The organism is Larkinella soli (genome assembly GCF_003703975.1).
Classification (GTDB): domain Bacteria; phylum Bacteroidota; class Bacteroidia; order Cytophagales; family Spirosomataceae; genus Larkinella; species Larkinella soli.
This window is the reverse complement of the sequence record NZ_QTJY01000035.1, coordinates 1-24,145: the sequence shown is the minus strand read 5'-3', so window position 1 is coordinate 24,145 and position 24,145 is coordinate 1. Positions and strand designations below refer to the sequence as shown.

The 24,145-nt window shown below is 59.2% G+C and carries 28 protein-coding genes; 23 read left to right on the top strand and 5 right to left on the bottom strand.

What is annotated here, in order from left to right; all coding sequences use genetic code 11:
* Positions 1-44: 44 nt before the first annotated feature.
* From DX909_RS28805 to DX909_RS28785, 5 genes are all read right to left on the bottom strand, one after another.
* Positions 45-779 (bottom strand): hypothetical protein, encoded by a 735-nt coding sequence (locus tag DX909_RS28805; protein ID WP_128548724.1) that lies wholly within the window; start codon positions 777-779, stop codon positions 45-47.
* Between the two features lie 12 nt (positions 780-791).
* Entirely contained in the window at positions 792-1,523 is a 732-nt protein-coding gene (locus DX909_RS28800; RefSeq protein WP_128548723.1) for a hypothetical protein, read from the bottom strand.
* A gap of 56 nt (positions 1,524-1,579) precedes the next feature.
* A complete protein-coding gene (locus DX909_RS28795; protein ID WP_128548722.1) occupies positions 1,580-1,954 on the bottom strand; it encodes a hypothetical protein in 375 nt (124 codons plus the stop codon).
* A 121-nt stretch (positions 1,955-2,075) separates the two neighbouring features.
* Positions 2,076-2,801: a hypothetical protein gene (locus DX909_RS28790; RefSeq protein WP_128548721.1), complete on the bottom strand. Its 726-nt coding sequence runs from the start codon at positions 2,799-2,801 to the stop codon at positions 2,076-2,078.
* Positions 2,802-2,812: 11 nt separating this feature from the next.
* Entirely contained in the window at positions 2,813-4,219 is a 1,407-nt protein-coding gene (locus tag DX909_RS28785) for a Kelch repeat-containing protein (protein WP_128548720.1), read from the bottom strand.
* A gap of 149 nt (positions 4,220-4,368) precedes the next feature.
* Between DX909_RS28785 and DX909_RS28780 the strand changes: the two genes are divergently transcribed.
* The 23 genes from DX909_RS28780 (at position 4,369) to DX909_RS28670 (ending at position 24,007) form a co-directional block, all read left to right on the top strand.
* Positions 4,369-6,891 carry an ATP-dependent Clp protease ATP-binding subunit gene (locus DX909_RS28780; RefSeq protein WP_128548719.1) on the top strand — a complete coding sequence of 841 codons (2,523 nt, stop codon included), beginning with the start codon at positions 4,369-4,371 and terminating at the stop codon, positions 6,889-6,891.
* Complete coding sequence (locus DX909_RS28775) at positions 6,892-7,491, top strand: hypothetical protein (RefSeq protein WP_128548718.1); 600 nt, start codon at positions 6,892-6,894, stop codon at positions 7,489-7,491. It abuts the gene before it with no gap.
* Positions 7,492-7,542: 51 nt separating this feature from the next.
* The gene (locus DX909_RS28770) at positions 7,543-8,079 is read left to right on the top strand and encodes a hypothetical protein (RefSeq protein WP_128548717.1); all 537 of its coding nucleotides are present in this window, start codon (positions 7,543-7,545) and stop codon (positions 8,077-8,079) included.
* A gap of 8 nt (positions 8,080-8,087) precedes the next feature.
* Positions 8,088-8,624: a hypothetical protein gene (locus tag DX909_RS28765; protein ID WP_128548716.1), complete on the top strand. Its 537-nt coding sequence runs from the start codon at positions 8,088-8,090 to the stop codon at positions 8,622-8,624.
* 44 nt (positions 8,625-8,668) lie between these two features.
* Entirely contained in the window at positions 8,669-9,196 is a 528-nt protein-coding gene (locus DX909_RS28760; protein WP_128548715.1) for a DNA/RNA non-specific endonuclease, read from the top strand.
* A 41-nt stretch (positions 9,197-9,237) separates the two neighbouring features.
* Positions 9,238-9,813, top strand: a complete 576-nt coding sequence (locus DX909_RS28755; RefSeq protein ID WP_128548714.1) for a T6SS effector amidase Tae4 family protein — start codon at positions 9,238-9,240, stop codon at positions 9,811-9,813.
* 236 nt (positions 9,814-10,049) lie between these two features.
* A complete protein-coding gene (locus tag DX909_RS28750) occupies positions 10,050-10,403 on the top strand; it encodes a hypothetical protein (protein ID WP_164851447.1) in 354 nt (117 codons plus the stop codon).
* 116 nt (positions 10,404-10,519) lie between these two features.
* On the top strand, positions 10,520-10,822 hold the full coding sequence (locus DX909_RS28745) for a PAAR domain-containing contractile injection system baseplate protein (protein ID WP_128548712.1): 303 nt from the start codon (positions 10,520-10,522) through the stop codon (positions 10,820-10,822).
* 41 nt (positions 10,823-10,863) lie between these two features.
* Complete coding sequence (locus DX909_RS28740) at positions 10,864-11,313, top strand: hypothetical protein (RefSeq protein WP_128548711.1); 450 nt, start codon at positions 10,864-10,866, stop codon at positions 11,311-11,313.
* A 34-nt stretch (positions 11,314-11,347) separates the two neighbouring features.
* Complete coding sequence (locus tag DX909_RS28735; RefSeq protein ID WP_128548710.1) at positions 11,348-12,712, top strand: DUF5458 family protein; 1,365 nt, start codon at positions 11,348-11,350, stop codon at positions 12,710-12,712.
* Positions 12,713-12,718: 6 nt separating this feature from the next.
* Positions 12,719-13,123, top strand: coding sequence for a type VI secretion system tube protein TssD (tssD, locus tag DX909_RS28730; protein ID WP_128548709.1), 405 nt, complete (start codon positions 12,719-12,721; stop codon positions 13,121-13,123).
* A gap of 4 nt (positions 13,124-13,127) precedes the next feature.
* Complete coding sequence (gene tssD / locus DX909_RS28725; protein ID WP_128548708.1) at positions 13,128-13,622, top strand: type VI secretion system tube protein TssD; 495 nt, start codon at positions 13,128-13,130, stop codon at positions 13,620-13,622.
* Positions 13,623-13,638: 16 nt separating this feature from the next.
* The gene (locus DX909_RS28720) at positions 13,639-15,477 is read left to right on the top strand and encodes a type VI secretion system Vgr family protein (protein WP_128548707.1); all 1,839 of its coding nucleotides are present in this window, start codon (positions 13,639-13,641) and stop codon (positions 15,475-15,477) included.
* Between the two features lie 56 nt (positions 15,478-15,533).
* On the top strand, positions 15,534-15,926 hold the full coding sequence (gene tssD / locus DX909_RS28715) for a type VI secretion system tube protein TssD (RefSeq protein ID WP_128548706.1): 393 nt from the start codon (positions 15,534-15,536) through the stop codon (positions 15,924-15,926).
* Between the two features lie 57 nt (positions 15,927-15,983).
* The gene (locus DX909_RS28710) at positions 15,984-16,412 is read left to right on the top strand and encodes a GPW/gp25 family protein (protein WP_128548705.1); all 429 of its coding nucleotides are present in this window, start codon (positions 15,984-15,986) and stop codon (positions 16,410-16,412) included.
* Positions 16,413-16,418: 6 nt separating this feature from the next.
* Positions 16,419-18,245, top strand: a complete 1,827-nt coding sequence (locus DX909_RS28705; protein ID WP_128548704.1) for a type VI secretion system baseplate subunit TssF — start codon at positions 16,419-16,421, stop codon at positions 18,243-18,245.
* A complete protein-coding gene (locus DX909_RS28700; RefSeq protein WP_164851446.1) occupies positions 18,242-19,141 on the top strand; it encodes a type VI secretion system baseplate subunit TssG in 900 nt (299 codons plus the stop codon). The genes DX909_RS28705 and DX909_RS28700 overlap by 4 nt, the downstream gene beginning before the upstream one ends.
* Positions 19,142-19,168: 27 nt before the next feature.
* Complete coding sequence (locus DX909_RS28695) at positions 19,169-20,002, top strand: TssN family type VI secretion system protein (protein WP_128548702.1); 834 nt, start codon at positions 19,169-19,171, stop codon at positions 20,000-20,002.
* Positions 20,003-20,037: 35 nt separating this feature from the next.
* Complete coding sequence (locus DX909_RS28690; RefSeq protein ID WP_128548701.1) at positions 20,038-21,198, top strand: hypothetical protein; 1,161 nt, start codon at positions 20,038-20,040, stop codon at positions 21,196-21,198.
* Between the two features lie 41 nt (positions 21,199-21,239).
* Complete coding sequence (locus tag DX909_RS28685; protein WP_128548700.1) at positions 21,240-21,827, top strand: hypothetical protein; 588 nt, start codon at positions 21,240-21,242, stop codon at positions 21,825-21,827.
* Positions 21,828-21,834: 7 nt separating this feature from the next.
* Positions 21,835-22,500 (top strand): FHA domain-containing protein, encoded by a 666-nt coding sequence (locus DX909_RS28680; RefSeq protein WP_128548699.1) that lies wholly within the window; start codon positions 21,835-21,837, stop codon positions 22,498-22,500.
* Positions 22,501-22,529: 29 nt separating this feature from the next.
* Positions 22,530-23,414, top strand: coding sequence for a hypothetical protein (locus DX909_RS28675; RefSeq protein WP_128548698.1), 885 nt, complete (start codon positions 22,530-22,532; stop codon positions 23,412-23,414).
* Positions 23,415-23,416: 2 nt separating this feature from the next.
* Positions 23,417-24,007, top strand: coding sequence for an FHA domain-containing protein (locus DX909_RS28670; protein WP_128548697.1), 591 nt, complete (start codon positions 23,417-23,419; stop codon positions 24,005-24,007).
* Positions 24,008-24,145: the final 138 nt, after the last annotated feature.

The window sequence follows — 24,145 nt, the reverse complement described above, 5'->3', positions numbered from 1 at the left end:
CTCTGTGTTCAAACGATCCCAATCGGGTATTGTACGGCCCCGGCTCAGCGGCCTTTCAGGCTGACGGTGAAGTTGCGGAAACCGGCATCAGGGCTTTGCGTATAAAAGCCGATCTTATTGCCGGCAAAATTGATGAACCGGCCCTCATAAACGGACTGGCCGTTGATGAGGTATTTCACCTGACTGCCTTTCTTTTCGATCTGTAGCAGATTGGGCCCTTTAGCGGCTATCGCAGCGGACTTCATGAAGCGGGGCATCAGCCCCAGACTCTCTCCCTCCACCATCCCGTCGACCAGATACTCGCCTTTCGGATTGACCAGGAAGCTGTAATAGTTGTCCTTATCGGCCGCCCCATAAACCAGCCCCGCCAGAGGCAGCGGTGCCTGATCCTCTACCACCAGGTCAATCGTAAAATCGTTCTGACGAAAGTCGTAGGGCAGGTCAACGACATACAGCCCCGGCCGGTCAGTCTGGGCCAGGCGGAGTCGGCACTGGCCGGCCTTCACCGTTTCGGTAAGAGGTGCGGAGCCGAGTTTCTGCCAGTCGGCGGGGGCGTAGTGCTCGCTCAGGCGGTATTCGTTCGAGGTTCGCCAGTTGGCGGGCGGTTTGGAAGCCGCCGTCACCGGCCCCGGAGTATTGGCCGGGGTCTTCTGGGCGAACAGCGGTTTGGTGTTGAGCCGCAGGGGAGCGCTCTGGAACGTCAGGGTTTCGGAGGGGTTCTGAGCCGCCAGGCCCAGAGGGCTGAACAGGGCCAGGACAAAAAGGCGGTTGAATGTCATGGATGTCGCGATTTAAAAGGTGTGACGAATACCGACGAGTGGAGTGCCCGACCGGATGCCGAACCGGAAGGCGGTTCGGCGGGGTTTCGGTTTGACGAGCATTAGATAAGCCACATCCGCGGCCAGAATGACGCCGGCGCCGATGGCCGGAAGCAGGAGGGTCCGGTTGCGGTTTTCCACCCGGTTTCGAATCTCTTCCAGCTTTTTGGCGTCCTCGTCGCTTTCGATGAAGGGAATGGCTTCGTAGGCATTGACGTCTTTCCGGTTGGCCAGGTACTGGGACGCACTATAACCGCCCAGACCGGCCGCGGCCACGAATCCGATGATGGGAACCACCATCGACCGTTTCTGCCGCACCTCGGGAAAGGCCGGGGCGCGGGCTTCCGAAGTGGCCCGTGCGGAGGAAGAGGCCGGGGTTTTGATCAGAATCTGAACCGTCACCTCCTCGTCGGTATTCACCCTGTCTTTGACCGGGTCCCAGAGGATAGTGCGATCGGCGCCGGCCTTCACCTTGTTGCCAAGATCGCCCTGGACCGACCGCACCGGAAGGCGGCCGGAGCGTGAACCTGTGAGTACCACCGCCACCGAATCGCCGGGCCGGATGGCGCTGACATCGTATTGAATCCGAATCTGGCCGGTTTTTTCATCAACGGTCAGACGGATGTTTTTGACCAGGGGCGTCTGCCCTGACGACACCTGCGGGAGCAGCCCCAGCAGGAGAGCAAATAAAACCGGGCGGATCATAGTTGCAGGGATTAAAGCGGGATAACAGGACCATTCTTGCCGTAGAAGGGCGGTCGTCAGTTCGGGGTGATGAACCCTTTCACGATGCTGTCAGGAACGCGTTTGTCCTTGTGCCTCGCCGTCACTTTGAATTCATATTTGCGGCCGGTGGTGATGTTGGCGATGGTAAACTCGCCTTTGCCGTTCCGATCTGGAACGGTCTGCTTGCCGTCGACCGTTCCGGAGAACGGCGGAGTATCTTCCAGGCTGACGAAGACAAAGTCGATCCCATCGATCCCGTACACCACCGTGTATTCCACCCGTACACCCTTTTGCTTAATATAGGCGGGGGTCGGCACTTCAAGCCGGCTTTTCTTCAGCCTCGGTTCCAGATCAGTCGTGCAGTTCCAGCAACACAGGAACAGGACGCCGAACAGTATTGAACGTTTCATAAGGCACTGAAATAATTGGTTGAACCAAGTTCATCAGGTGGCCGGAAATTGTAAATACGGCATTTGGCGTATTTAAGGCTCCGGCCACTTGCACAGGTCCCCGTTTACCGGGCCGAACGATTTAAAACTGCCGCCGGAGCGTCAGCGACGGGGTGCCGAAAGAAGCTCCGAGGACCACCGCCGTTCGTTGCGCCCCTGATTTCGGGCGCAGGATCAGATACGACAGGTCGGCCGCGGCCAGAACGGCCGCGGCTACGTAGGCCACCTGTTTCAGCGCAATTTTTTTATTGATATCGTCAATTTCGGCCTGGCTGGGCGCGTCGATCGTCTTGTCGCGGTAGGCTTTGTAGTTGGTGGGCATCACCTGGCTGAAAGCCCCCAGCCCGGCGGCAACGGCAAAGCCGGCTACGGGAAGCAGGATCGACGGCCGACGCTCCACCGCCGGCGCCCGGCTAACGGGCTGCGGTCGGGTCGGGGCTGACTGCGGGGTCGGCTTTTCGGCGGTCGGGCGGGCGGGGGCGGGCCGGATTGAAAAGAGGACGACGCCGTTTTCGTCCACCTGGACGTTATCTTTTACCACGTCCCAGCGGATGCTGCGGTTCGTTCCGTCTTTGACGTTCGTGCCCAGATCGCCCTGCACGGTCAGGAGGGTGATCCGGCCCGAGCCGGCTCCCTGAAACGCCACCGAGATGGAATCGCCCGGCCGGATGCCGGTCAGGTCATACATAATCCGGACGGTTCGGCCCGATTCGTCCACCGTCAGACGGATGTTCTGGATGCGGGGGGTCTGGCCGGCGACCCGCAGCAGGAGGCCCAGACACAGGCAGAGAAGGAAAAGAGCGCGCATGGATGACGGGATTATGGAATGATTTCGATGACCTGATAGCTGTTGCCGGCTTCCAGAAAAAACAGACGCTGGCCGACCGACACCAGGGTGCCGTGACCATGCTGTATTCCTGTGAGATTCTCAGCCGGTTTGAAAGAAACCTTTCCCGGGTCGGTCACGTCCATGACGAACAGGTTACCGACCACGTCCAGCACATACCCCCGTTTCCACCCCACTCCCTGCAGGCCTGCCGCCAGATTGCGGTGGTTTCCGTTCGAATTGTCGTTTTGGTAAATGAACCCGGCCGGAAGATTGGTGACCGACTTGACGGTCAGGTCCTTCAGGTTCAGTTCCCAGACCTCCGACCGGCGGCCGGGGTCGTGGAGCGCCTGACCTCCGCCGAGATAAAGCCGGTCGTCGAGGACGAAGTAGAAGGGGGATTGCCGCAGCGTGGCCAGAAAATCATTGGAGATGCCGGCCCTGCGAAGCGTCCATCCTCCCGAACCCGGGTCATACTCCCAGAAAGGAATATGATCAGAGCGAACCACCTTCCCGTAGGTGCCGTCGTTCCAGAGGACCACCGACGGGTTGTTCTTTTCGGTCCAGGTTCCGTTCCAGACGTATCCTTTGCCGTTATAGGTATAACCGATTCCGCCGACGGCACGAAAGGCCGGAACGTTCGGGCTGGCTTCGGGCGGTTTGACCGATTCCCAGCGGTTCTGGTCGGCCTGATAGGAGTAAATATCCGTCAGATTGCCGGTGCCGAAACCAACGTAGGCCTTGTTTCCCAGCGTAAAGGAAGTCGCATCGGTCCGGCGGTTGAGGCCGTTGGCCGGGAAGCCTACCTCTCTCCATTCCCGGGAGGAGAAGATGAATTTCTGCATCGCGGCATAGCCGTATCCCTGACGGCTGTCGCTGGTCAGTGCGTAGATTTCATTATTGAGGGCGAACAGGGTGCTGAACACAAAGATGTAGCCTTTGGCGCTGGAACTAAGACCGTTACTGGCTGATCCCGGATTATGAATGACCGTTGCCATGCTCCGGGTCTCGATCCGCTGCGCCTTTCCGTATTTATAGCCTTCGCCGTCTTTTACGAACGGAGCGATGAAGTAGGTGGTCCGGGGCTTCAGGTTGTCGAGGCTAGCCGTTACTTCCTCCGAAGCGAGCCGGCTGCCCAGCCGGGTCACCGAGCCGTTGTTGGCATGGGTCGGCTCCTGCTGGCTGGTGGCATAGACAAAGCCGTATTCTCCCACCGCCGATGGGTTGACTACCGAAAACTTCAGGGTGGCGATGGTGGCGAAAACCGCTTCCGTGGAAACGGAGGAAACCGAAGCCACGCCTTTGGGATCGGTTTCGAGGGGTTCGAGCTTTTTGGGAAAACAACCGCAGACCACGCCGACGGTCAGGCAGAGAAGGGCCCGGCTATAGAACGCTTTCATGAGACGACTCTCCGTTGATTTAGGACACTGCAAGTACGGACCGGCTACCTGGAATGTAAATACGGCATTTGTCGTATTTACAGGCTGGCAATGAATGTGTTGTTTTGTCCCTGCCGGTTGGCCTTCCATTTTCAACCAAACACGCGCTTATGAAAACCGAACCCCTCCGTTACGCGCTGAGCGTGGCCCAGTCCCTGGCCCGGGAATACCGCCAGGAGCGATACGGGGCGCCCCACCTGCTGATGGGCCTGCTGCATAACGATGTCGGTCTGGCCTCCGAACTGGGGGCCGCCGGGAAGGATGTGCCCTATCTGCGGGACTGGACTGAGGTGCGGCTGGAAGAAGCACCCCGGTCGGTCCGGGTGCCGGAGGTACCTATGCCGGATGCCGGTGCCCAGTCGGCGCTGGAGCTGTCGGACCTGATCGCCCTCCAGTTCAACCGCGATACCGATCCGCTGTGTCTGCTGGCCGCCCTGCTGAAACCGGGAGTGGCCTTTTCACCGGACCAGCTTAAATCCCTGCCCCTGACCCAGAAGGAAGTGCTGGCCCTCGCCAACGGCGAGGGCGTCCGGTCGGCGGTGGAAGCCATCGGATCGTCCGGCACGGTGGAAAAGCCGCGCATCGGACCGGCAGAGACGGAGAAAAAGTCGGCGCTGGAAAAATATACGACCGATAAGACCCGGCGTGCCGCCGACGGCAAAATCGACGCCGTGTTGGGCCGGGACCGGGAAATCCGGCAGGTGGCCGAAGTGCTGGGACGGCGCAGCAAGCCGAACGTGATCCTGGTGGGAGAACCGGGCGTCGGAAAGTCGGCGCTGGTGGAAGGGTTCGCCCTGCTGATTCACCGGAAGAAAGTGCCTCAGCATCTCCAGGAGGCCCGGTTGATTGAACTGGATACGGGCGCTCTGGTCGCTGGCGCTTCCTACAAAGGCGAGGTGGAAGAGCGGCTGAAGGGCATTCTGAACGAGTTGAAAGCCTTTGGAAAAGCCATCTTGTTTATCGACGAAATCCATACACTGCTGGACCCGAAAGGCTCGGTCGGGGCCGGCGTTGCCCAGTTGCTGAAACCCGAGCTGGCCCGGGGCGAACTGACCCTGATCGGCGCTACCACGCCCGAGGAATACCGCAAATACATCGAACAGGATGAAGCCTTCAGCCGCCGGTTCGAGGTGCTGCGGGTGGAGGAGCCCGACATCCTGACGGCCACCCGCATGATCGCGCACATTCTGCCCGGATACGAACAGCACCACGGGCTCAGGGTGGCCCCGGACACAGCCGGAGAGGCCGTCCGACTGGCGAAACGGTACCTCAAGGACCGCCGGCTGCCTGATGCCGCCCTGGACCTGATCGACCGGACGATGGCCGCGATACGCCTGATGGGCGAAACCACCCTCAGCGAGCTCAAAGTGCTGGAAGAGGAACTGGAAACACTGAGCGGGGTCGATGAGTCCGAACGCATGCATGAACTGCGGTGGTTCGAACAACAGCTCAATCACCGCATCAGCCCCCTTCTGCTTGGACAACTGGAAGAAACGGCCGGCGAGGAGCCCGACACGCCGGAGGCCCTGCAGCAGAAGTTGGGTAGCCGCCTGGCCGCCCTGCAGGAACTGGCCGCCCGACGGACGGACGTGGTCGGCCGGCAGGAAGTGGCCGCCGTGGTCGCTCACAAGACCGGAATTCCGCTCGGAAAGCTCCAGAGCTCGGAGCGCGACCGGCTGCTGGGTATGGAAGAAGTGCTGAAACGGCGGGTAGTAGGGCAGGATTATGCCGTCAAAGCCTTAAGCGAAGCCATCCTCGAATCCCGCTCGGGTCTGATCAGGGCCGGGCAGCCCATCGGCTCGTTCTTCCTCCTGGGGCCGACCGGAACCGGCAAAACGGAAATCGCCAAGTCACTGGCTGATTTTCTGTTCAACGATGAATCGTTCCTGATCCGCTTCGACATGTCCGAGTTCAAGGAAGAGCATTCGGCCGCCCTCCTGTACGGGGCTCCGCCGGGCTACGTCGGCTACGAAGAAGGTGGATTGCTGGTGAACAAAATCCGCCAGAAACCCTATTCGGTCGTTCTTTTCGACGAAATCGAGAAGGCTCACCCGTCGGTTTTCGACCTGTTCCTGCAAATCCTGGATGAAGGCAAGCTGCACGACCGGCTGGGCAAGGAGGGCGACTTTTCGAATGCGGTGGTCCTGTTTACGTCCAACATCGGGCAGGAATTCATCATCCAGCAGTTCGGAAATGGCGAGCGGCCGCAGTCGGCCGCGCTCATGGAGATCATGGCAAAGCACTTCCGGCCTGAATTTCTGGCCCGGCTGACCGAGATCGTGCCGTTCGCGCCCATTTCGGAGGAAAACGTCGTTCGGATTTTTGATATCCACCTCCGTGGGCTGACGGACCTGCTCGACAAGCAGGGCATCGCGCTCCGGATGAGTCCGGAAGCGAAGCAGGTGCTGGCCCGCATGGGTTTTTCTCCGCGTTACGGTGTGCGACCCCTGAAGGGGGTTATCCGACAGCAGCTCCGGCGCCCCATCAGCCGCATGATTATCAGCGGGGAGGTAGAGAAAGGATCGGTGATCGAGCTGACCGTCGATGAGGAGGGAACCGTCGGATGGGTGGTGAACCGACCGGAGTCGGCCGATCGACAAGAAACCCATGTCACGCAAAATGAAGCAATATAGATGAAGCATCTGGACAGTTACAGCCGGAACATGATCGTGCACGACAACCGGCTGGAGGGCAATCCCCCTCTGGGGTATGCCGCCAACATTTACCACGTCGACGACACGACCTCGACCGCTCATATCTTCGACTGGGTGGCTACCCATGCATCCCGGATCGGCGGCATCAGTCGGTTGTATATCATGTGTCACGGGTATGCCGGCGGCAACGATTTTGAAATGGTTTCGGCCGATGTCGGGGGCCTGGGCCTGCAGCTGGGCCGCGACAGTCTGACCCTCGGCAACGTCCGGGTCGTGGCTCCGCTCCGCAATCGGGTGCAGCGGATCATTATCTACGCCTGTGCAGCCGCCGACAACTCGATGGCCCGCTACAGCCCGGCCGCCGATGGTCACCGTCTGATGGGTGAACTGGCCTACTACTCGGGTGCTTATGTGGTGGCCGCAGACCGAATCCAGTGGTATAGCCGGGTGACGGTTTCGGGTTCCTTCTCCTACATTGGCGGGCGGGGGGACACCAACATGATTGACTTCGGAGCGTGGGAGGGAACCGTGTACGAATTTCCTCCAGATGCTGGGGCACCCCGGCAACTAAGAATCTGATAAAGCCATCCATCGAAGCTAGTCATGCCAGACAACGACTTTCAACTGACAATGCCGACGCTCCGGTACCGGAGCGTCGGCCCCAGGCTGCTCAGTTCACGGCTTACTCTGAACGGGCCGGGCGGTTTGCCCGCGGCCTATCCGGACCTGATCGGCCAACTTCATGACCCGGTCGTGATGGCCCGGCTTTTTCAGCAGGCGTACGAAGCCGATCAGTACCGACGGCTGTTTGACTACACCCCGCCCGCCCGCCCCGATCAGCCCTACACCCCGCCCTCGCCCACCCTGCAGGAGAGTGAGCCGTCTAATGCCGTCGGCACGACGCTTTCGGCAGTTATGGCGCATCCGCAGGTGCAGCAGTGGCTGTTCTCACTGGAAGGTTACATGGCCCGGAGGATGGGAGTGAGCCGATCCGGATTTCAGACCGTTGAGATCATTCTGGCCAGTGTTGCCGGCGGTACGGGAATCCTCCTGTATGAAACCGGTCAGATTGAATCGCTGCCGCAGGTGACAATTCCCTTCCGCGCTCTATCTGTTCAGGTCGAATATCGTAAGTCCTTTATGATCAATCTGGAACTTCCTTTCTAATCTTTTTTATGGCACATACCCTTCCCCGACGGTTTGGTCAGTTTGACCAGGCGGCCTGCTGGGCCGCCTGCCTCGAATGGTGGCTGCGCTATATGAATTACAACCGGCACGGCCACTTCACTATCCGGAATCAGATGAGCATCATGAGCCATTTCTCCGGCGAATGGAATGCGGACGACACCAGCAGCGGCTACGGCACCATTCCCCCGGCCGCGCTGCGCCGGGTCGTCCGCAGCGACTGGTTTCAGATGGAGGATGAATCAAGGACTGGCCTGGATGCCGCCTTCATCAGCGGAAAGCTCCAGCGCAGTCCGGTGGTGGTCGGTTATCAGAAACCCGGCGTAGGGCCCCATATCAACATCATTTTCGAATATAACCCGGGCAACCACCGGGTGCGGTCGTTCGACCCCGCCTACGGTTCCCACCAGGATCGGTACGGCACCGACCAGTTCGATGGCGGCTATCATCTGGTCGGGCTGAATTATTTTCAACCGGTCACCATCGACGGGACCACCGGGATCTTCACGGCCTGGTGGCGACGGTGAGCGCGCAGCCGGCAAATCGGACAGCCATTAACCACTACCATCATATGCCTGCCTATTTAAAACTCGACAGTCTGCTGCGCCCGATCGGTCCTGCAGACTCCATCTCAGACCAGGTTCTGTCCTACCTGGCGGAAACCTGGCTGGAAGATTACTGCGCGTCCGTCAAAGAGCCGGACATCGTCGGGGTGACCCTCGACTCATTCTCGTATCTTTTCGATGTCGCACAGGGGCGGCTGATCGCAGCCTGGGGCATCAGCAGTGGTCGGCACGGCGCCGACCGCGACCGGAGCCGAATGGCCGGCCATCCGCTCAGCTCAGGACCGCTCTACCACCGCGGCCATACCATTCCGCACCGGCTTGGGGGCGGCACGGACATCAACCTTGTTGATCAGCTCGGGTCAGTCAACATCGGGGCGTTCCGGCAACTGGAAAACCGGGCCGTAGCAACTCCCGGCGCCCTCTACTTTACCTACTGGAAGTATGACCATTCCGACAGCCAGAAACCTTCGGCGGTGGAGCAGGGCCTGCTGATTCCGGGCCAACTAAAAGACATTCGTCTGCATGTCAACTGAATTTATTCGATCCATGTCCTATTCAAAACTCACTTTCCGTCATGGCACATATGTCGAGAGAACTGGAAGCGATGCTCGGCTCGGGCTCGCCGGTATTGCAGCCCGACGGCTTCCGGCCGTCTTATGGTGATTTGTTACGGATCTATCAGACCTACACGGGTGATCAGGATTTGCGGGAGGGGGGCCTCTATCGCAATGAATGCGCAGTTCGGATGAGCCTGGCGCTCTCTCTATGCGGCTTTTCCTTCCAGTCGTTCCGCCGGCAGAGCCGGGTGGTGGCCGGCGGCCGCAGCGGGTTGCCGCTGGCACATGTATACGGTGCCAAGGAACTGGCCGACCACCTCCGGATCGTCTGGGGCCGCCCCGAAATGTTCGACGGCGGAGGGCGGTCGGCCGCAACTGAGGCCACGTCAAGCCTTGAAGGCAGGCAGGGCGTCATTTATTTCAACGACTGCTTCACCCGATCCGACGGCACGAAGGGCGACCATATCGATCTCTGGACTGGTGCCAAGTATTACAACCAGGTGCTGGGCATCGGTGCGGGCGTGGAAGACCTTTCCTCCCGGCGGAGCCTTTTCCGTAAAGCCGATAAAATCTGGTTCTGGCAACTGGCCTGACGGGCGAATCGAGTGATGATTCGAAGGTCTAACTTCTAAGCATCGTTCTTTATGAATCAGGGTATTATCATGGGCCGGGCTACCACGTACGGGGGCGCCGGATTCCGGAATTAAGGGTGACGCTGAATCACCTCAGTGATATTGCCAACCAGATTCCGGTTCGTTGTACTTCACCCTGGGCGGAAACGGGGAGCAGTGGTCTGTTTCAACTTATTTTTACCTGGGATCCGACCGATTTGGGAAGGGTCGCCGACAGTCTGCTGGACGGTTACATAATCCCCTATCAGTTGAACCTGCTGGAAGAAAGGGGGAGGACCGTCAGTGTTCGGACCCGCATTGTCGGGGATCGCCACCTGCAGGACGGGACCCATGTATACAATCCGGCCGCCAAGGTACGGCTCTTCGTCAGCCTGGGTAACATCGCACAGGGGGCAGGTCCGCCTGCCCCGTTCGACCAGATGGTCGATATCGTGAATTACTGGGCGGAGTTCCGCTCCCTTCCTCTGCCGGCAGCCGTTCAGCAGGGCGGCTTCATGCGGCCAAGTCCGGAGTTTTACGCCCTCCTCGGTTATATCGTCATTACGTTATAGAAACGGCCCCAACAGATGGACCCTGGCGCTCCATTCTCGAAAATACGACAAATGCCGTATTGTCTCTCCTTCCAAAAACCGTTCTCTTTACATCGGTAACCAGCCTGATTCGCACCATGAGCAAGCCCGCTGCCCGAGTTGGAGATATGCACGTCTGTCCCATGGTAACGCCGGGGACACCGCCCATTCCTCATGTGGGCGGGCCGATCCTGCCGCCCGGCGTTCCCACGGTCCTGATCGGAGGAATGCCGGCCGCCACGATGGGCAACCTCTGTACCTGTGTCGGTCCGCCGGACTCGATCGTTCTCGGCTCCACAACCGTGCTCATCATGGGGCAGCCGGCCGCCCGGATGGGCGATCAGACCGCCCACGGAGGAGCCATTACCGTAGGCTGTCCGACGGTTTTGATCGGCGGCTGAACCCCCTGTAGAATTCTTCATCTTTAACCGATAATCTGATCATGTTCAACTACGGAATCGGAGGTAACGAAAGAAAAACCGACAATGCCAGCGAAGGGATCGCCGATATTCCCCAGAACCGGACCCTGTTCGTCAGCAAGCTCACCAACGATCCGCCAATGCGGCCTCAGATGGTGTACGACCTCAAGTCGACCGAGGAGGTTTTTGCTTACTACCAGCCCAGCGCGGAACTGGAGTTTCAAACGGCGGAAGGAAATTTTATCAACGAGACGTTCCAGTTCCGAAGCCTGGGGGATTTCGGAAAGAAAGGACTTATTAACCAGAGTTCATTCCTGCAGGATCTGGACGCGGAAGCAACTGAATATCAGCAGATCGTCAGGCAGTTGAAAGTCAACCGAATTCTAAGGGCCGCTCTGGAAAAACCGGAAGCCAGAGAAGCCCTGGTGGGTGTTTTGCAGACGCTCATCGACGAACTTGAAGCCGCCGGTTAACCTTTTTCCCGGCCGACCAGGCCTTCCAATCGTTATGACTGAGCAAGAATTACAGAACCAACAGCAGCCCCTGCGGGAACGGGAAGCCCTCTCCCTGGAAAAAGGCCTGCCGCAGTTGACTAAATACGGCGGTTTCGACCTGCTGGAAACCACCATCGAAGGCAGTTCAAACCTGAACCCGGAGAAAAAAGCCCGGCGCAAAATCTTTTTGTCGGAAGCCGAAAAGAGCCGGGAACGGCAGCAGCTCAAAAAGCGCCTGCAACTCTGGGCCGACCTGCTGGCCGGTACGGAGACCGTGGCCGAGATGGTCGACAAGGGCCAGGAACGGGCTGAATCCGCCCAGAGCCTGCTCCGGCAGAATCTGAGCAAGGCCGTCGAAAACCTCCGTCCCCTGGAGCAATCGTACCGGTCGGTGGCCATGTTCTTCAAAAACACGGAGCAGGATAAGGTCAAAAACGTCACCTTCCTGAACGCTGACTCCGACCAGTTGAAAGATCTCGACGTGACGACGTTTATAGATGCCGTTAGCGAAGAAATCGAGGCCCAGTACGACCGGCTCGACCTGCGGTACAGCTATTCCATCCTTAATGTTCCGGGGTATTTAGGGTCCGGCAAGGTGGTCGACAAATGGGCAAAAATCGCCCACAAGAACAAGGTGATGCTGCTGACGGACTTCGAACATCTGGATGCGCCGGAAGACGTGATCGATCTGTTCGAATCCGCCAACCTGACGGGTGGAGCCGCCCACCTTTCCAACGTCATGATGACCTGCAACTGGCTGGTCGGCCGCGGAAAATACGACGAGCTGGGCGAAGAGGAGGACCTGTACGTGCCGCCCTCGTCGGCTCTCGCCGGCAAGGTATACAGCACGCTGATGTCGCAGGTGTCGGCCGGGAAGAAACACGGGAGCCTCAATGAGGTCGACGGCGTGCGCTTCCCGCTCCGGAAGACCGAAATCGCCGACATGGAAAAGATGGGACTCATTCCTATGGTGAACGAGTACGGGAAGGTCATGCCGTTCTCGGCCAAGACCCTCTTCAACGGGGATAACGTCGGGCTCCAGACCTATTCGGTGGTCCGGGTGTTCGACTACATCACCAAGGTCCTGATCGACTTCCTTAACCGGAGGGCGTTTGAAAACTTTGACTTCAACACTCGAACCGATCTTCAACGCCAGATCACCCAGTTCCTGAATAGTGTTACGGGGCCGGGCAAACTGATCGAAAAATTTAAAATGATGCGGTTCGAGCAGGACCCGAAGCAGAAAGACCGGATTTACCTGGACATCTATATGGTGCCCTACTTCCCGGCCAAGAACTTCATGATCAAACTCGACGGGCAGAAGGGCCTCGACCCGGATTCCGCCGAGTGGGCCGCTGAATACGCGCAGGAATCGTAAGCCGCCATGGAATACGCCGTTCTGGAGATAGAAGGGTCCTCCTTCAACATTCTGTTCATGCGGATGGAAGTTCACCAGGAGGTGGATGAGGTGGGGCGTCCGTCCTCCCCGGTACAGGATGCCCACCTCTATCTGGAACTGGAATGGGTGGCCGAAGATGATCTTTTCGTGAAGTGGGCCGTGGAGGCCGGCGAACAGCACTCCTGCCGGATTCGTCAGTACGGCACCCGCGGGGAAATCAAATCCATTCAGGCCGAAAAAGCCTGGTGTATCGATTACCGGGAAAAGTTTGCCGACTCCGCCCGGAGCACACCAGCCTCCAGGCGGACGCAGGTGCAGAATTACATCACCTGCCTGACGCTCACGGCCGAAACCCTGTCCGTGAATGAAGCCCGGCTAAGCAACGCCTGAAACCATGACTGTACAGACGAACACCGTAGGAGTGGTGGCTGTGCTGACCATCGAAGGGAAAGAATTCGACCTGGTCACCTTCTCGTTCGGCTTTTTTCAGGATGTCGACGAGCGGGGGTATCCCTGCGCCGGCACGCGTGCTCACCTGATCGAAATGGTGGTGGCCGCCCGGGAAGACCAGGAGGCCGACATCCTCTTCGACTGGGCGTTCCGGGCCGACCGGCAATTGAACGGCAGGGTGGAATTCGCCCCGAACACCGAGCGCGACACCATTCTGCGGTCCATCGAATTTGAAGACGCCTACTGCGTCGGATTTGCGGAAACCGCCCAGGGCCCCGGATCGCCCGCCAGGGCTTATGTGCCCCTGCATATTCCGAAACATCGATTGTATGATCCGGCCGTCCGCGGCCGGGAAACCCTGTACGAAACGGGGTTCACCTACCGGCTGGTGGTGACTCCGGAGAAAGTGAAGGTCGGGACGATCAGCTTCCCGACCTGACGATAATGCGGTTGTTATGGCACGGCAGGTTAACGTTAAGATTGAGATCGAAGGCGGACGTTCCATCGAGCGCCACCTGGGCTTGGTGATTGAGCAGGAGCTGTTCGACCACCACCGGTTCGAATTGCAGGTTCCGTTTGACCAGTTGGAGGACCGAAACGAGCATTTTTTCAACCAGGCCCACCGGGAGGTGCTCGGAAAGAAGATCACCTTTTCCTTCAGCCCTCGGCTGACCCGCGAGACCTTTCACTTTTCGTTCCAGGGGATCATCACGGAAATCCGCCTGCAAACGCTGTCCGATCTGAACAGCGCCTTCGTGCTGAAAGGGTTTAGCCCCACGATCGTTCTGGAAGATGCCGTGCAGCGACGGTCTTTTCTGGATCATTCCGTGCAGGATATTTTCAGCCAGGTGCTGGGGCGCTACCCACAGAACCTGCTGCGGAAACAGTTGAACCCGCAGAACGGGGGGCGCCGGGAAGTGTTCGTTCAGTACAATGAAAGTAACTACGCCTTCCTGAGCCGCGTCGCGGACCGGTGCAGCGAATGGTTCTATTATAACGGCCGGGAGCTTATGCTCGGCCACGGAAACGAGGCCGGTGAAGTGGATTTTCTGGTCGACGGCCGGCAGAATTTCAATATGGCGATGGTGCTGCAGCCGTCGGTGTTTTCCATGAGCCGGTATAATTACTTCCGTCACCAGACGTTTGCTTCCACCTCCTCCAGCCAGCGCGTCGACGGCCTGACCAGCTTCAGTGAGTTTGCTCTGCAGGAGTCGGATCACCTGTTCGCGCAGGCGGCTCAGTTGCGCATACCGGAAGCCGTTCGGGATCAGCGGGAAGCCGACGAAATTACGAAAATGGAAAAAGCCGCCCGCGTCAGCTCGATGGTCGATTTTCAGGGTTCGGGTGAGGTGCCGGTCATCAGCGTCGGCACAATCCTGGCCGTCAAGGGCAACCGGATCAATGCCCGGGGAGAGCGCTATGAAGAACGCTTCGGCAAATACCGCGTGACCTCGATCCGGCATGAGGTAAACGTCGCCGGAAGTTACCGGAATCATTTTCATGCCGTGCCGGAATCGGTTCAGCACCCGCCCCGGAACCCGGAAGTCAAACAGCCGCTCGGCCAGACCGAAGTGGCGGAGGTAATCGATAACGATGACCCCGACAAGCTTGGCCGGGTGAAGGTACGGTTCTACTGGGGGCAGTCGAGGCCGGCCGATCAGGAGTCACTTTGGCTGCGGGTCGCCTGCCTGCATACCGCCCAGGGAAAAGGGTCCTTTTTCATTCCTGAGATCGGCTCGCAGGTCATGGTCAGCTATGAGGGGAACCTGGCTGAACTGCCCTTTATTCTGACCGGCTTATACCCGAAATCCAATGACGGAACCTCGTACACCACGGACAACAATGGCCTTAAGGTCATCACCACGCGGGAGGGGACCAGCGTCGTTTTCGTAGATGAACAGGACAACCCTCGCCTTTCATTCAGGAACCTGAATAAGAATGAAACCTACATTAACCTGCATTTCGGCAACAAAAAACTGTCGCTTAAAGCGAAAGACGGCACCATTGAAATGCAGACCGGAACGCTTTCGATTGCCGCTTCCGACATCCGGATGAAAGCCGACAACAAGTTCGAGCTGGAAGCCGGGGAAATTAAAATGACCACCAAGCGGGATGGCCTTGAGCTGGAATCGATAAAGGACGTCAAGGTGAAAGCGACCATGGCCATCGAGATGGAAGCGACGACCGAGTTGAAGGCGAAAGGAACGGTATCGGCCACCCTCGAAGGCGCCCAGACGAAAGTCAGCGGGCAGGGGATGGTCGAAGTCCAGGCCGCCTTGGTCAAGATCAACTAAGCAATCTTTTCTACACTGTTTACAAACATAATTTCAACCTCTAAATTTCTACTGCCATGCCTACTTCATCTTTTGAGGCCAAATTCAAGTTCGATGGGGAAGAAATGCACGTGAGTTCCTGCAACTACTCACTGTCGCAATCCATCGACGATCAGGGTCGGGTCTCTTCACGCATCTACGGCGGAACGGTTTTCGTCCAGATCGATTCGAGCGACAACAGCAAATTGTGGGAATGGATGATTGACCAGGACGGCAAGAAGGACTGCTCCATCGAATTCGTCAACATCGACAGCGAATCGGTTCTCAAGAAGCTGGAAATGAAAGACGCTTACTGCGTCCAGTACAGTGAAAGCTTTGCGGATTCCGGCTCGCACCCCATGTCCACCTCGCTGACGCTGTCGGCCCGGGAGATTCAACTCGACGGAAAACCCCACCGCAACCGCTGGTAACCGCGTCGGGCCGGAGCGGGTCCGCCCGGTCCGGCCCGATGATCCAACCGCTTTCGCATGGAAAAGGGCTATTACACGCTGCCTATGGACTTCGAGTCGATCCTGGAGCGACGGCAACACCCGCAGTGCTCCCTGAAGGAGTCGATCCACCAGCACCTGTATCTGCTGCTGGTGACGCACTTCGGTGAGGCCCGCTACGACCCGTCGTATGGCTGTGAACTCTGGGAAAGTGATTTTTCCCTGATGTCCCAGCTCAAATGGAAAGATGTCATCCGGGAGTCGTTCGAGCAGTCCATCGCCCGGTACGAACCGCGCCTGACCCAGGTGAAGGTGCGGGTGGAAGTCGAGGAGTTCGATCTGATGACCAAAACTAACCGGTTCGTTCGAAAACGGGTCGGATTAGGGGTGGAGGCTTTCATCACGCGGACGAACGAATCATTTTCCTTTTTTGAACGGATTTTTATTTCACCCCTGTCAACGGATTGACGAGTTATGTTCGACGCGCGCTACTTTTCGAAGGAAACCACCCGGAACCGCCTGATGAAGCGGGCGGCCGACCTGTGGGGCTACGACGACCGGACCCCCGACGGCTTCGATCCGCTGGTCCGATTGCTGCTCGAAGCCTGCTCCGTCGAATTCGAGAAGCTCGGCCGTGACATTCAGCGCACCGAACTGCGCCTGATCGAACGGCTGGCGCAGGCTTTGTGCCCGGGCGTCGCAGACCGGCCCCGGCCAGCCGGGGCCCTCGTGCAGGCCGTTCCCAACGAGGGCCAGACGATCGTCACCCCGGAAACCGCCCTGGTCTTCAGGCAGCCTTCGGCCGACCGGCGGGGTGAAACCACGGAACTCTTTTTTTCACCGGCCGGTGAGTTTCAGCTTTTCAACGCGACGCTGGCCTTGCTGGCGACCCCCGCGGCCCTGTATCAGGCCGGCAGCGCAGGGCAGCGCTCCCTGCTGGCTGAGGCCGTTCGGCCGGTGCGGGCCGGAGAACGGCGACTCTGGCTCGGCCTGAAAGTAGCCCCCGGAATCCCGTCGCTGAGCGGGTTTTCGTTCTACTTCGACTGGCCGGAGGAAGCGTCGCGGGACCGGCTTTGCGATTTTTTACCCCAGGTCCGCTGGTACTTGGGGAAGACCGAACTGCCGACGGCGGGCGGGTGGCTTCGGCCTGAACCCCGCCAAAGCGCAAGCAGTGCGGATGACGACCTTCTGGAGCAGGACGTGCAGCGGCTTTGGGAATCCCATTTCAGAACCATCGGCGGGGTACCCGATTTTGTCGGTTCCCGCCAGACGGCCGAAGCCTATCCGGCCGAGCTGGAGAGCCGGTTTGGAAGTGCGGCCCTCGGCGGACTGAAACAGCCCCTGTGGTGGGTCCACCTGGACTTTCCGCAGGCGTTCCCGGCCCGGGCACTGGATACCATGACTGTCACGGTCAATACGTTTCCCGTACTGAACCGCCGGCTGAACCAGATCAGCTACCGGCTGCAGCCCGGTCTGAACGCCGTGCCGCTGCCTTCCCCCGAGGCCTTCATCGGGGTGCGGTCGGTGGAGAACCAGCAGCAGGTGGCCTACCAGGCCGACAGCGATTTTCGCCGGTTTCGCCCGCGCACCTACGTGGTCCGGCAGCAGGGCGTCGGCCGGTTCGACGAGCGCGACGGACGGGCGCTGCTCTACCAGCTTATGGAACTGCTGCTGGATGAACGGATGGCCTTCAGCGCAGTCGGAGAGGAGTTTCTGGCCTCCCTGACCAACGAATTGTCCCAGAACCTGTCGCGGCTGGAAGAAAAGCTTGGCAGTCAGCAGAGCGTTCAGACCACCCCCCGGCCTTACCTGATGGTCCGGACCGAGGAGCGGGGCGATGCCGTGTTTATCTCCTACTGGACCACCCTGGCCGAGCAGGCAGCGGTCGTTCCGCCGGGTTCGGTACTTCAGCTTTATTCCGGATCGGCGCTCAACAGCGGAGAACTCTTCCTGCTCACCCGGCCCTTCGGCGGACGTCCGCGGCCGAATGAGGAGGAATACGTGGCCGAGCTGCGCAAAAACCTGCTGACCCGGAACCGGTTGGTAACGATGGAAGACATCCGGACCTTCTGCCTTGCTGAACTCGGCAGCCGGCTTCAGTCGGTAGAGATCCGGCGGATGTTCGTCGCTGGCCACACGGCCTCGGCAGGATTCACCCGGTGTCTGAAAGTCCGGCTGAAACCGGCCGGCCAGGAGTTCGACCGGGCCGAATGGGCGCAGTTATGCCATGCGCTCCAGGTCAGGATCGAGGACCGGTCGGCGGCTCATCTTCCTATTCAGGTAGAAGTACAGGAGCTATGAACGAACTGACGGAGGAAATATCGGATCGGCGAGCTGAGGTAGAAGCGGCCCTGTGGCTGGAAAACGGCGGCACGCCGGACCGGCTGCTCTTTGAACCGCTCGGCCTGTTCGGCCGGAGCTATCGCCAAGACATCGAGAAAAACGAGTTCCGGGAGATTGGCCAGGGAAAATGGAAGGTATTCAGCGTCAACCGGATGGGGATTTATGACGCCCTGCCGGAAGGGCTGGTTCACCTTCCGACCCGCCAGACGCCCGACAAAAAAAGGAAGATTGAGGAGATCCGGCTGCAACGCCGGAAGGAGCAGCAGGCCCGGCGGTTTTTTCTACCGCTGGAACAGGAATATTACCTGATCCGGCTGTGGATGGAATTCATCGAGCAGCGAGCCGGCGAAACCCGGTCAGTCAACACGTTTACGGCGGTCATGAGCAACTTCTGGCAGTTGCCGGAAGGGCTGAACGAAGATCGCGTGCTGCGGCTGCTCGACCTGCTGCCGGTGGTGCTCGGCTCGGACGAAGACACCCGAACGCCGGCCGACCTAATGCATAGCATCCTTGGTGATGCTGTTCACATCGAACGGACGTCGGCCCCCGACCTGGCTGTGGAGTCTTCAGGGTCGCTGGGGCAGGGCATGCTGGGTGTCGACATCCTGTTCGGGGGGGAGGTTTCCACCTATCAGTCCGCCCTTCGGCTGTCGGTGGGTCTGAAGGACCTGGACCGCCTGGCTGATTATCTGCCCGGCCGACCCGGCCACCAACTCCTGAACTGGCTGATCGAATGGTTTTTGCCGGCGGAAGCGGAAGTGACGGTTCAGTTCGGGTTACCCGCTACCGGTTTCTTCACCCTGAACGGGGAATCGACGGCCGCATCCCGACTTGGATACAGTACCTGTTTATAAGTTAGAACGACCAAACATAGAGGGACTATGCAGGCATTGGGGGGCATCGCAGGGCAGGGCAGCAAACTCAGGAAAGCGCCCCGCCATTTCAGACGGCTGGGGGTGTATGTCCTCTGCTGTCTCCTTTATCAGGCCCTGGTCATCGCCATGGTCTTCCTGGTTGCTCGGTTCCTGGTTCCGGGTCTTTATACCGTCCCGGCCCTGTACCTCGCCTTTCTGCTGGTGTTTCTGTTCCTGGGCGGAGTACATGCCTGGCTGGAGGATCAGTATCTGCCGCAGATTCATCAGGGCGGGCTCGGCTTCCGGTTGCTGTTCTGTCTGGTTCTGATGACCACCGGCGCTCTGCTGCTGGCAGTTGGAACTAGGCTGCTGTTCGGGCCGACCCGCCTTTCGGTGGTGTTTGCGGCCACGACGCTGCTGATGCCGGTTCCGCTGTTGGCCCGGGAAGCCTACCGGCGCTGGCTGGCGATTCCGGAGCCGCTGTTTCGGCCCTGGTGGCTTCCGGTCGACCGGCCGGCGCCGGACATCGATCTGGTCGATCTGTCGACCATCCAGGTCATCCGGTTCGAATTTCGCCGGGAACCGACCGACCCGACCAGAGCCGATTCGCGGGCCAAAGCACCGGTATATATGTCGCTCGGGGACCTGTTCCACGTCTTCCTGACCGATTATAACGAGCGGTTTTCCGCCCAGCCGATCCGCTTGTTCGACCGCGATCAGAAGTCATTCGGCTGGGTCTTTTTCATTCGGCCCCGGTTCTGGTGGCAAAGTCGCCGGTATCTGGACCCCTCGCTGAATTTCAACCAGAACCGCATCAGGGATAGCGACCGGGTGGTGGCTCACCGCGTCGGGAACGAATGACCGGAAGCGCACCGAAACGATAGATGCTTTAGGATATGATACCACCTCTGACCCGGCCATCCGTCAACTGGATCGACGGCATGAAGCTGAACCGCACCCACCTGCAGCAGCAGGACAACGCCTTTCGCGATGGGGTTCGGGATGCCATTGCCCTCGGGCTGGCTCCGTTTGCCTACGGGCTGCTGCCGCAGATGCCCACCGTGCCGCGTTCCCTGGAACTCGACGTGCAGGTCGGGCCGAACGGGAACGTGAAAATCCGGGTGCCGCTCTGCCGTGCCGTAACCCCGGGCGGGGGGCGCATCGAAATCAACGACCAGTCTCAGGTATCGCTCCAGATCAGCTTCGAGGAACTGCGGGAAGAGTACGGGCTGGTGGTAGGAAAGGAAAACGATTTTGATATCATCCTGACCGTCGGGCTGTTTGACCGTATCCCCTTCGGCGACCCGCTGCCGGACGAAATCCCGCCCCGGCACCCGTATACCCTGCCTAAATATACGCTGAGTGTGGTGCCGACGGCCTTTCTGAGCCGGGCTCACCCGACCACGCATTTTCTGACCATCGGCAAGTTGATCTACGACCAGCAGCAGTTTCTGCCGGCGGAGGATTATATCCCGCCCTGTCTGTCCATCAGCAGCCACCTGGCGCTGGTTCAGTGGCACCAGCGGTTTGGAGACCTGTTGGCGGAACTGGAGCAGAACGGGTTGCGGGTCCTTCAGAAAATTTACGCCCGCAACCAGGCTTCGACCCTGACCGACAGCACGCAGCGCCTGGTCACGCACCTGCTGATGGTGATGGCCGACGGGCTGGGCCGCTTCCGCTGGCTGCTGCTGCATGAGCCGCCGGTTTATCTGATTGAGTGGCTGGTTCGGCTGGTGCAGAGCCTCCGCATGAGCCTTGCCCTTTTGCCCGGCCCGGCCCGCGAGGAGGTGCTGGAATACTGGGCTGAGTGGGCCGACATTCCCGCCGGACAACTGGATCAGCGGATCATGACGCTGGCTCACGCCGACTATGTTCACGTCGACATCGCTCCCCTGCTCGGGCAGCTCGACGACTTTTTCGGTACGCTGACACTCCTGATGCAGAAGCTGAGCCAATTGGAGTTCGTCGGCAAACGGAAGGGAGAAAAAGTAGTGATTTCCGCTAACCCGGTGGCGGAGCGGGAAAGCCGGGAGCGATCCCGCTGGAGCCCCCTCTGAACCGTGAACCGATTCAAACCAGTTGTTAAACCCCGACGAATATGCAGGCTCTGAACCATACCGAACGAAAACAGGCTTTCCGGCGCTTTGCCTGGGTCTATGCCCTGGCAGTGCTGCTGCCGGCGGTGGCCGTTTTTCTGCTCGCCCGCATTCCGGCAAAAGCCCTTCAGTGGGAGAACGACTTCTACCGGACCAACGTCCGGGAGGAGACGCAGTTAGTGGCCCGAATTGATTCGCTGGAGAATCTGCTGGCCTGGCTGCAACGGCTGGACCAGGTGCAGGAAACCACCCGGCCCGGCGATGTGGCGCAGGGAGATAACTTGGCGCGGATTCAGGATGTGGAAGCAAGGATGGTGCAGTATCTGGGGCAGATGCGCCAGGATTCGGCCCGTCTGGTGGCGGTCAACAACCGGAATCTCAGCCGCGAAGTGATCGGCTCCTACGAGCGGGTCCTGTCGTACCGGAAAACCATAGGGGCGCTCCGGGCTCAACTGGCCGAAAGCGGCCAGAGCGCCCGGGCAGTTGAGGAATTGAAACAGCAGTTGAAGGACTGCCAGACGGATCTGAAAACGAAACAGACCCAAATCGAAACCATGCTTTTTCAGAAAAGTATCAGCCCTGCTAAATGAGCGGCCCATGGAAAACAACCTCCAGACGGACGTCCGCCGGCTTCTGATCGGAAAGAATCCGGACAATGATGTGGTGGTGAATGCCCCCGGCATCAGCCGATACCATGCAGCCCTGACGGTTTCGCCCGAATCGCCCGGTGCCTTTCTGCTGGAGGACACGGGTTCGCGGGAGAAGATCAGCAGTGGAGCCGGGGAGCCGGACTATCCCGGTTCCACGAACGGGACCTGGGTGAACGGGCTTAGGGTCCGCCAGAAGATCGTCACGCCGGCGGATCGGGTCACGCTGGCGGGCATACCCCTCGACCTGGGCCAGGTGGTGGGGCAGGCCCTCCGAGCCGCGTTCCCGACCCGGAAGAAAACGGACGCCAACGACTTTACGGAGGAGTTTTTTCAATTGAAGCAGGTCTATGAGTCGTATAAGAAGACCCGGCTGAAGCTCCAGCGGGATGCCAATCTGGCCAATGCCACCAAGATTATTCCCGGCTTTGGTTTCGGGTTGTACGCCTTGGCTTCGCTGGCCATGAAGACCAATGAGAAAATGTTTGTACTGAATGAGGAGTTTCGCATCCGGTACGTTTGCCCCAACTGCAAGATGCCCCTGGGTGATTTTCCGTGGGAGACGCTGGCCAACCAGAAGTCCTGCCTGCGCTGCAAAGCCATCTGGTCTCGATAACTGATCAATCTACCTCAAATCGAATGACGATGAATCCTGCACAAGACCCTTTCGCTGCTTATCAGCCTGCCGCTGAGCCGGAGACCTCCTCCGAGGAAAAAAACAGAACCCACCGCAAGGTTGCCGTGATGGTCGGCGGAACTACCCTGGCCGGCGCCAGTCTGGCCGGACTGGCCTGGGGCATGAGTCGGTCCAATCCGGAAGAAACCAGCGTCCTGCCGGCCGTGGAGGAAGGCGACCTCCGCATCGATAAGGAAGGGGCGATCCGGGTGGTGGAAGATCGGATCGACGCGCCCTCCGACATTCCGGCCGTCGATCTGCCAGCCGACGATGTCCTGGCTGCTCCTGAAACCGCCCCTGAGTCGACTTTTGCTCAGGCGTTCCGGGCCGCCCGGGACGAGATGGGTGCCGGCAAGTTCTTCACGTGGCAGGGCAGCCTTTACAGCACGAACTATAAGGAAGAATGGGAAGAAAAACCGGCCACCGAACAAAATGCCTATTTTGCCGATCTGGGGCTTTCCCGGACCGAACCCGCCGGGGCGCCAGATGGGCCGCTTCCAGTTCAGGACGACGTGCCGCCCGAAACGGCCCACACAGAGCCGGCCCCGCCGGCCGGCGACGCTGAAGTGGAGGACGGCATTCCCGTTTCCATCGATGACCTGAATAATGCTGAATACAGTTCCGACAAGATTACGATCGTGGATGCCGTCACGATCGATGAGGACCGGGCAGAGGCCCCCGTAGCCGTTACGCTCGGGGACGACGGGCAGGAGGGAAACGACGACTGGGCGCTGAAGGGGCCGGGCGATGCGGAAGAGGATTCCGGTCTGACCGCGTTTCAGATGCCTCAGTATGACTCCTCTATGACGGACGACTGGGCGGATGACGACGGGGATGATGCTACTGCCGAATAGCCATGCTGATCCTTTGCGGCAATTCCACCTGTAAGGCCCCCATCCGGGTGCCGGAAGGGGTGGTGGCAGCGGTTCGGTGCCCGAAATGCGGAGCGATCAATAAGATTAGTGTTCCGAGTGTTCCGGCACCCCAGCCGCTCCCGCTTCCCGATCCCTCCGCTCCCAAAGAACCGGTGGGCTGGTTGATCGTTCACGATGATACGGCGCCTTCGCAGTCGGCCCAGCCGTTGTGGTTAGGCCGCAATATCATCGGTCGCTTCAGTGACCAGACCGACAAGAAGGCCGACGTTCAGATCCGGACGGATGATCGCTCCATGAGCCGGCAGCACTGCATCATCTACGTGCAGATTCAGAACGGCCTTCACCAGTACATTCTGTCGGATGTGCCTTCCCGGAAGAATCCAACCTGCGTAAACGCTAAAGTGATTCTTCAGCCTTCCGACCAGATCTACCTGAGCGACGGCGATAACATCCAGATGGGCCGCACCTCCGTCCGGCTCAAGACTATCCTGCAGAGCCGTTCCCCGCAGCAGGCCGCAGAAAGTCTGAGAGGAGTAGAGTTTACCGAAAAAATTTCCATTAACGCCTTTTAAGCAACTCTTTGAATTTTTAACATACCGTGCTATGAATAAGGACTGATCATTTACTTATCCCAATGGAAAGTGGCCTTGCTTGAAAGCAAAACCGACTGTAAGAAATGTAGCGAAATATAAAGTCTAGATTTCCGACAT

Coding starts and splice junctions, on each gene's coding strand:
- DX909_RS28805 (WP_128548724.1), bottom strand. CDS start 779: ATGACATTCAACCGCCTTTTTGTCCTGGCCCTGTTCAGCCCTCTGGGC.
- DX909_RS28800 (WP_128548723.1), bottom strand. CDS start 1,523: ATGATCCGCCCGGTTTTATTTGCTCTCCTGCTGGGGCTGCTCCCGCAG.
- DX909_RS28795 (WP_128548722.1), bottom strand. CDS start 1,954: ATGAAACGTTCAATACTGTTCGGCGTCCTGTTCCTGTGTTGCTGGAAC.
- DX909_RS28790 (WP_128548721.1), bottom strand. CDS start 2,801: ATGCGCGCTCTTTTCCTTCTCTGCCTGTGTCTGGGCCTCCTGCTGCGG.
- DX909_RS28785 (WP_128548720.1), bottom strand. CDS start 4,219: ATGAAAGCGTTCTATAGCCGGGCCCTTCTCTGCCTGACCGTCGGCGTG.
- DX909_RS28780 (WP_128548719.1), top strand. CDS start 4,369: ATGAAAACCGAACCCCTCCGTTACGCGCTGAGCGTGGCCCAGTCCCTG.
- DX909_RS28775 (WP_128548718.1), top strand. CDS start 6,892: ATGAAGCATCTGGACAGTTACAGCCGGAACATGATCGTGCACGACAAC.
- DX909_RS28770 (WP_128548717.1), top strand. CDS start 7,543: ATGCCGACGCTCCGGTACCGGAGCGTCGGCCCCAGGCTGCTCAGTTCA.
- DX909_RS28765 (WP_128548716.1), top strand. CDS start 8,088: ATGGCACATACCCTTCCCCGACGGTTTGGTCAGTTTGACCAGGCGGCC.
- DX909_RS28760 (WP_128548715.1), top strand. CDS start 8,669: ATGCCTGCCTATTTAAAACTCGACAGTCTGCTGCGCCCGATCGGTCCT.
- DX909_RS28755 (WP_128548714.1), top strand. CDS start 9,238: ATGGCACATATGTCGAGAGAACTGGAAGCGATGCTCGGCTCGGGCTCG.
- DX909_RS28745 (WP_128548712.1), top strand. CDS start 10,520: ATGAGCAAGCCCGCTGCCCGAGTTGGAGATATGCACGTCTGTCCCATG.
- DX909_RS28740 (WP_128548711.1), top strand. CDS start 10,864: ATGTTCAACTACGGAATCGGAGGTAACGAAAGAAAAACCGACAATGCC.
- DX909_RS28735 (WP_128548710.1), top strand. CDS start 11,348: ATGACTGAGCAAGAATTACAGAACCAACAGCAGCCCCTGCGGGAACGG.
- tssD (WP_128548709.1), top strand. CDS start 12,719: ATGGAATACGCCGTTCTGGAGATAGAAGGGTCCTCCTTCAACATTCTG.
- tssD (WP_128548708.1), top strand. CDS start 13,128: ATGACTGTACAGACGAACACCGTAGGAGTGGTGGCTGTGCTGACCATC.
- DX909_RS28720 (WP_128548707.1), top strand. CDS start 13,639: ATGGCACGGCAGGTTAACGTTAAGATTGAGATCGAAGGCGGACGTTCC.
- tssD (WP_128548706.1), top strand. CDS start 15,534: ATGCCTACTTCATCTTTTGAGGCCAAATTCAAGTTCGATGGGGAAGAA.
- DX909_RS28710 (WP_128548705.1), top strand. CDS start 15,984: ATGGAAAAGGGCTATTACACGCTGCCTATGGACTTCGAGTCGATCCTG.
- DX909_RS28705 (WP_128548704.1), top strand. CDS start 16,419: ATGTTCGACGCGCGCTACTTTTCGAAGGAAACCACCCGGAACCGCCTG.
- DX909_RS28700 (WP_164851446.1), top strand. CDS start 18,242: ATGAACGAACTGACGGAGGAAATATCGGATCGGCGAGCTGAGGTAGAA.
- DX909_RS28695 (WP_128548702.1), top strand. CDS start 19,169: ATGCAGGCATTGGGGGGCATCGCAGGGCAGGGCAGCAAACTCAGGAAA.
- DX909_RS28690 (WP_128548701.1), top strand. CDS start 20,038: ATGATACCACCTCTGACCCGGCCATCCGTCAACTGGATCGACGGCATG.
- DX909_RS28685 (WP_128548700.1), top strand. CDS start 21,240: ATGCAGGCTCTGAACCATACCGAACGAAAACAGGCTTTCCGGCGCTTT.
- DX909_RS28680 (WP_128548699.1), top strand. CDS start 21,835: ATGGAAAACAACCTCCAGACGGACGTCCGCCGGCTTCTGATCGGAAAG.
- DX909_RS28675 (WP_128548698.1), top strand. CDS start 22,530: ATGAATCCTGCACAAGACCCTTTCGCTGCTTATCAGCCTGCCGCTGAG.
- DX909_RS28670 (WP_128548697.1), top strand. CDS start 23,417: ATGCTGATCCTTTGCGGCAATTCCACCTGTAAGGCCCCCATCCGGGTG.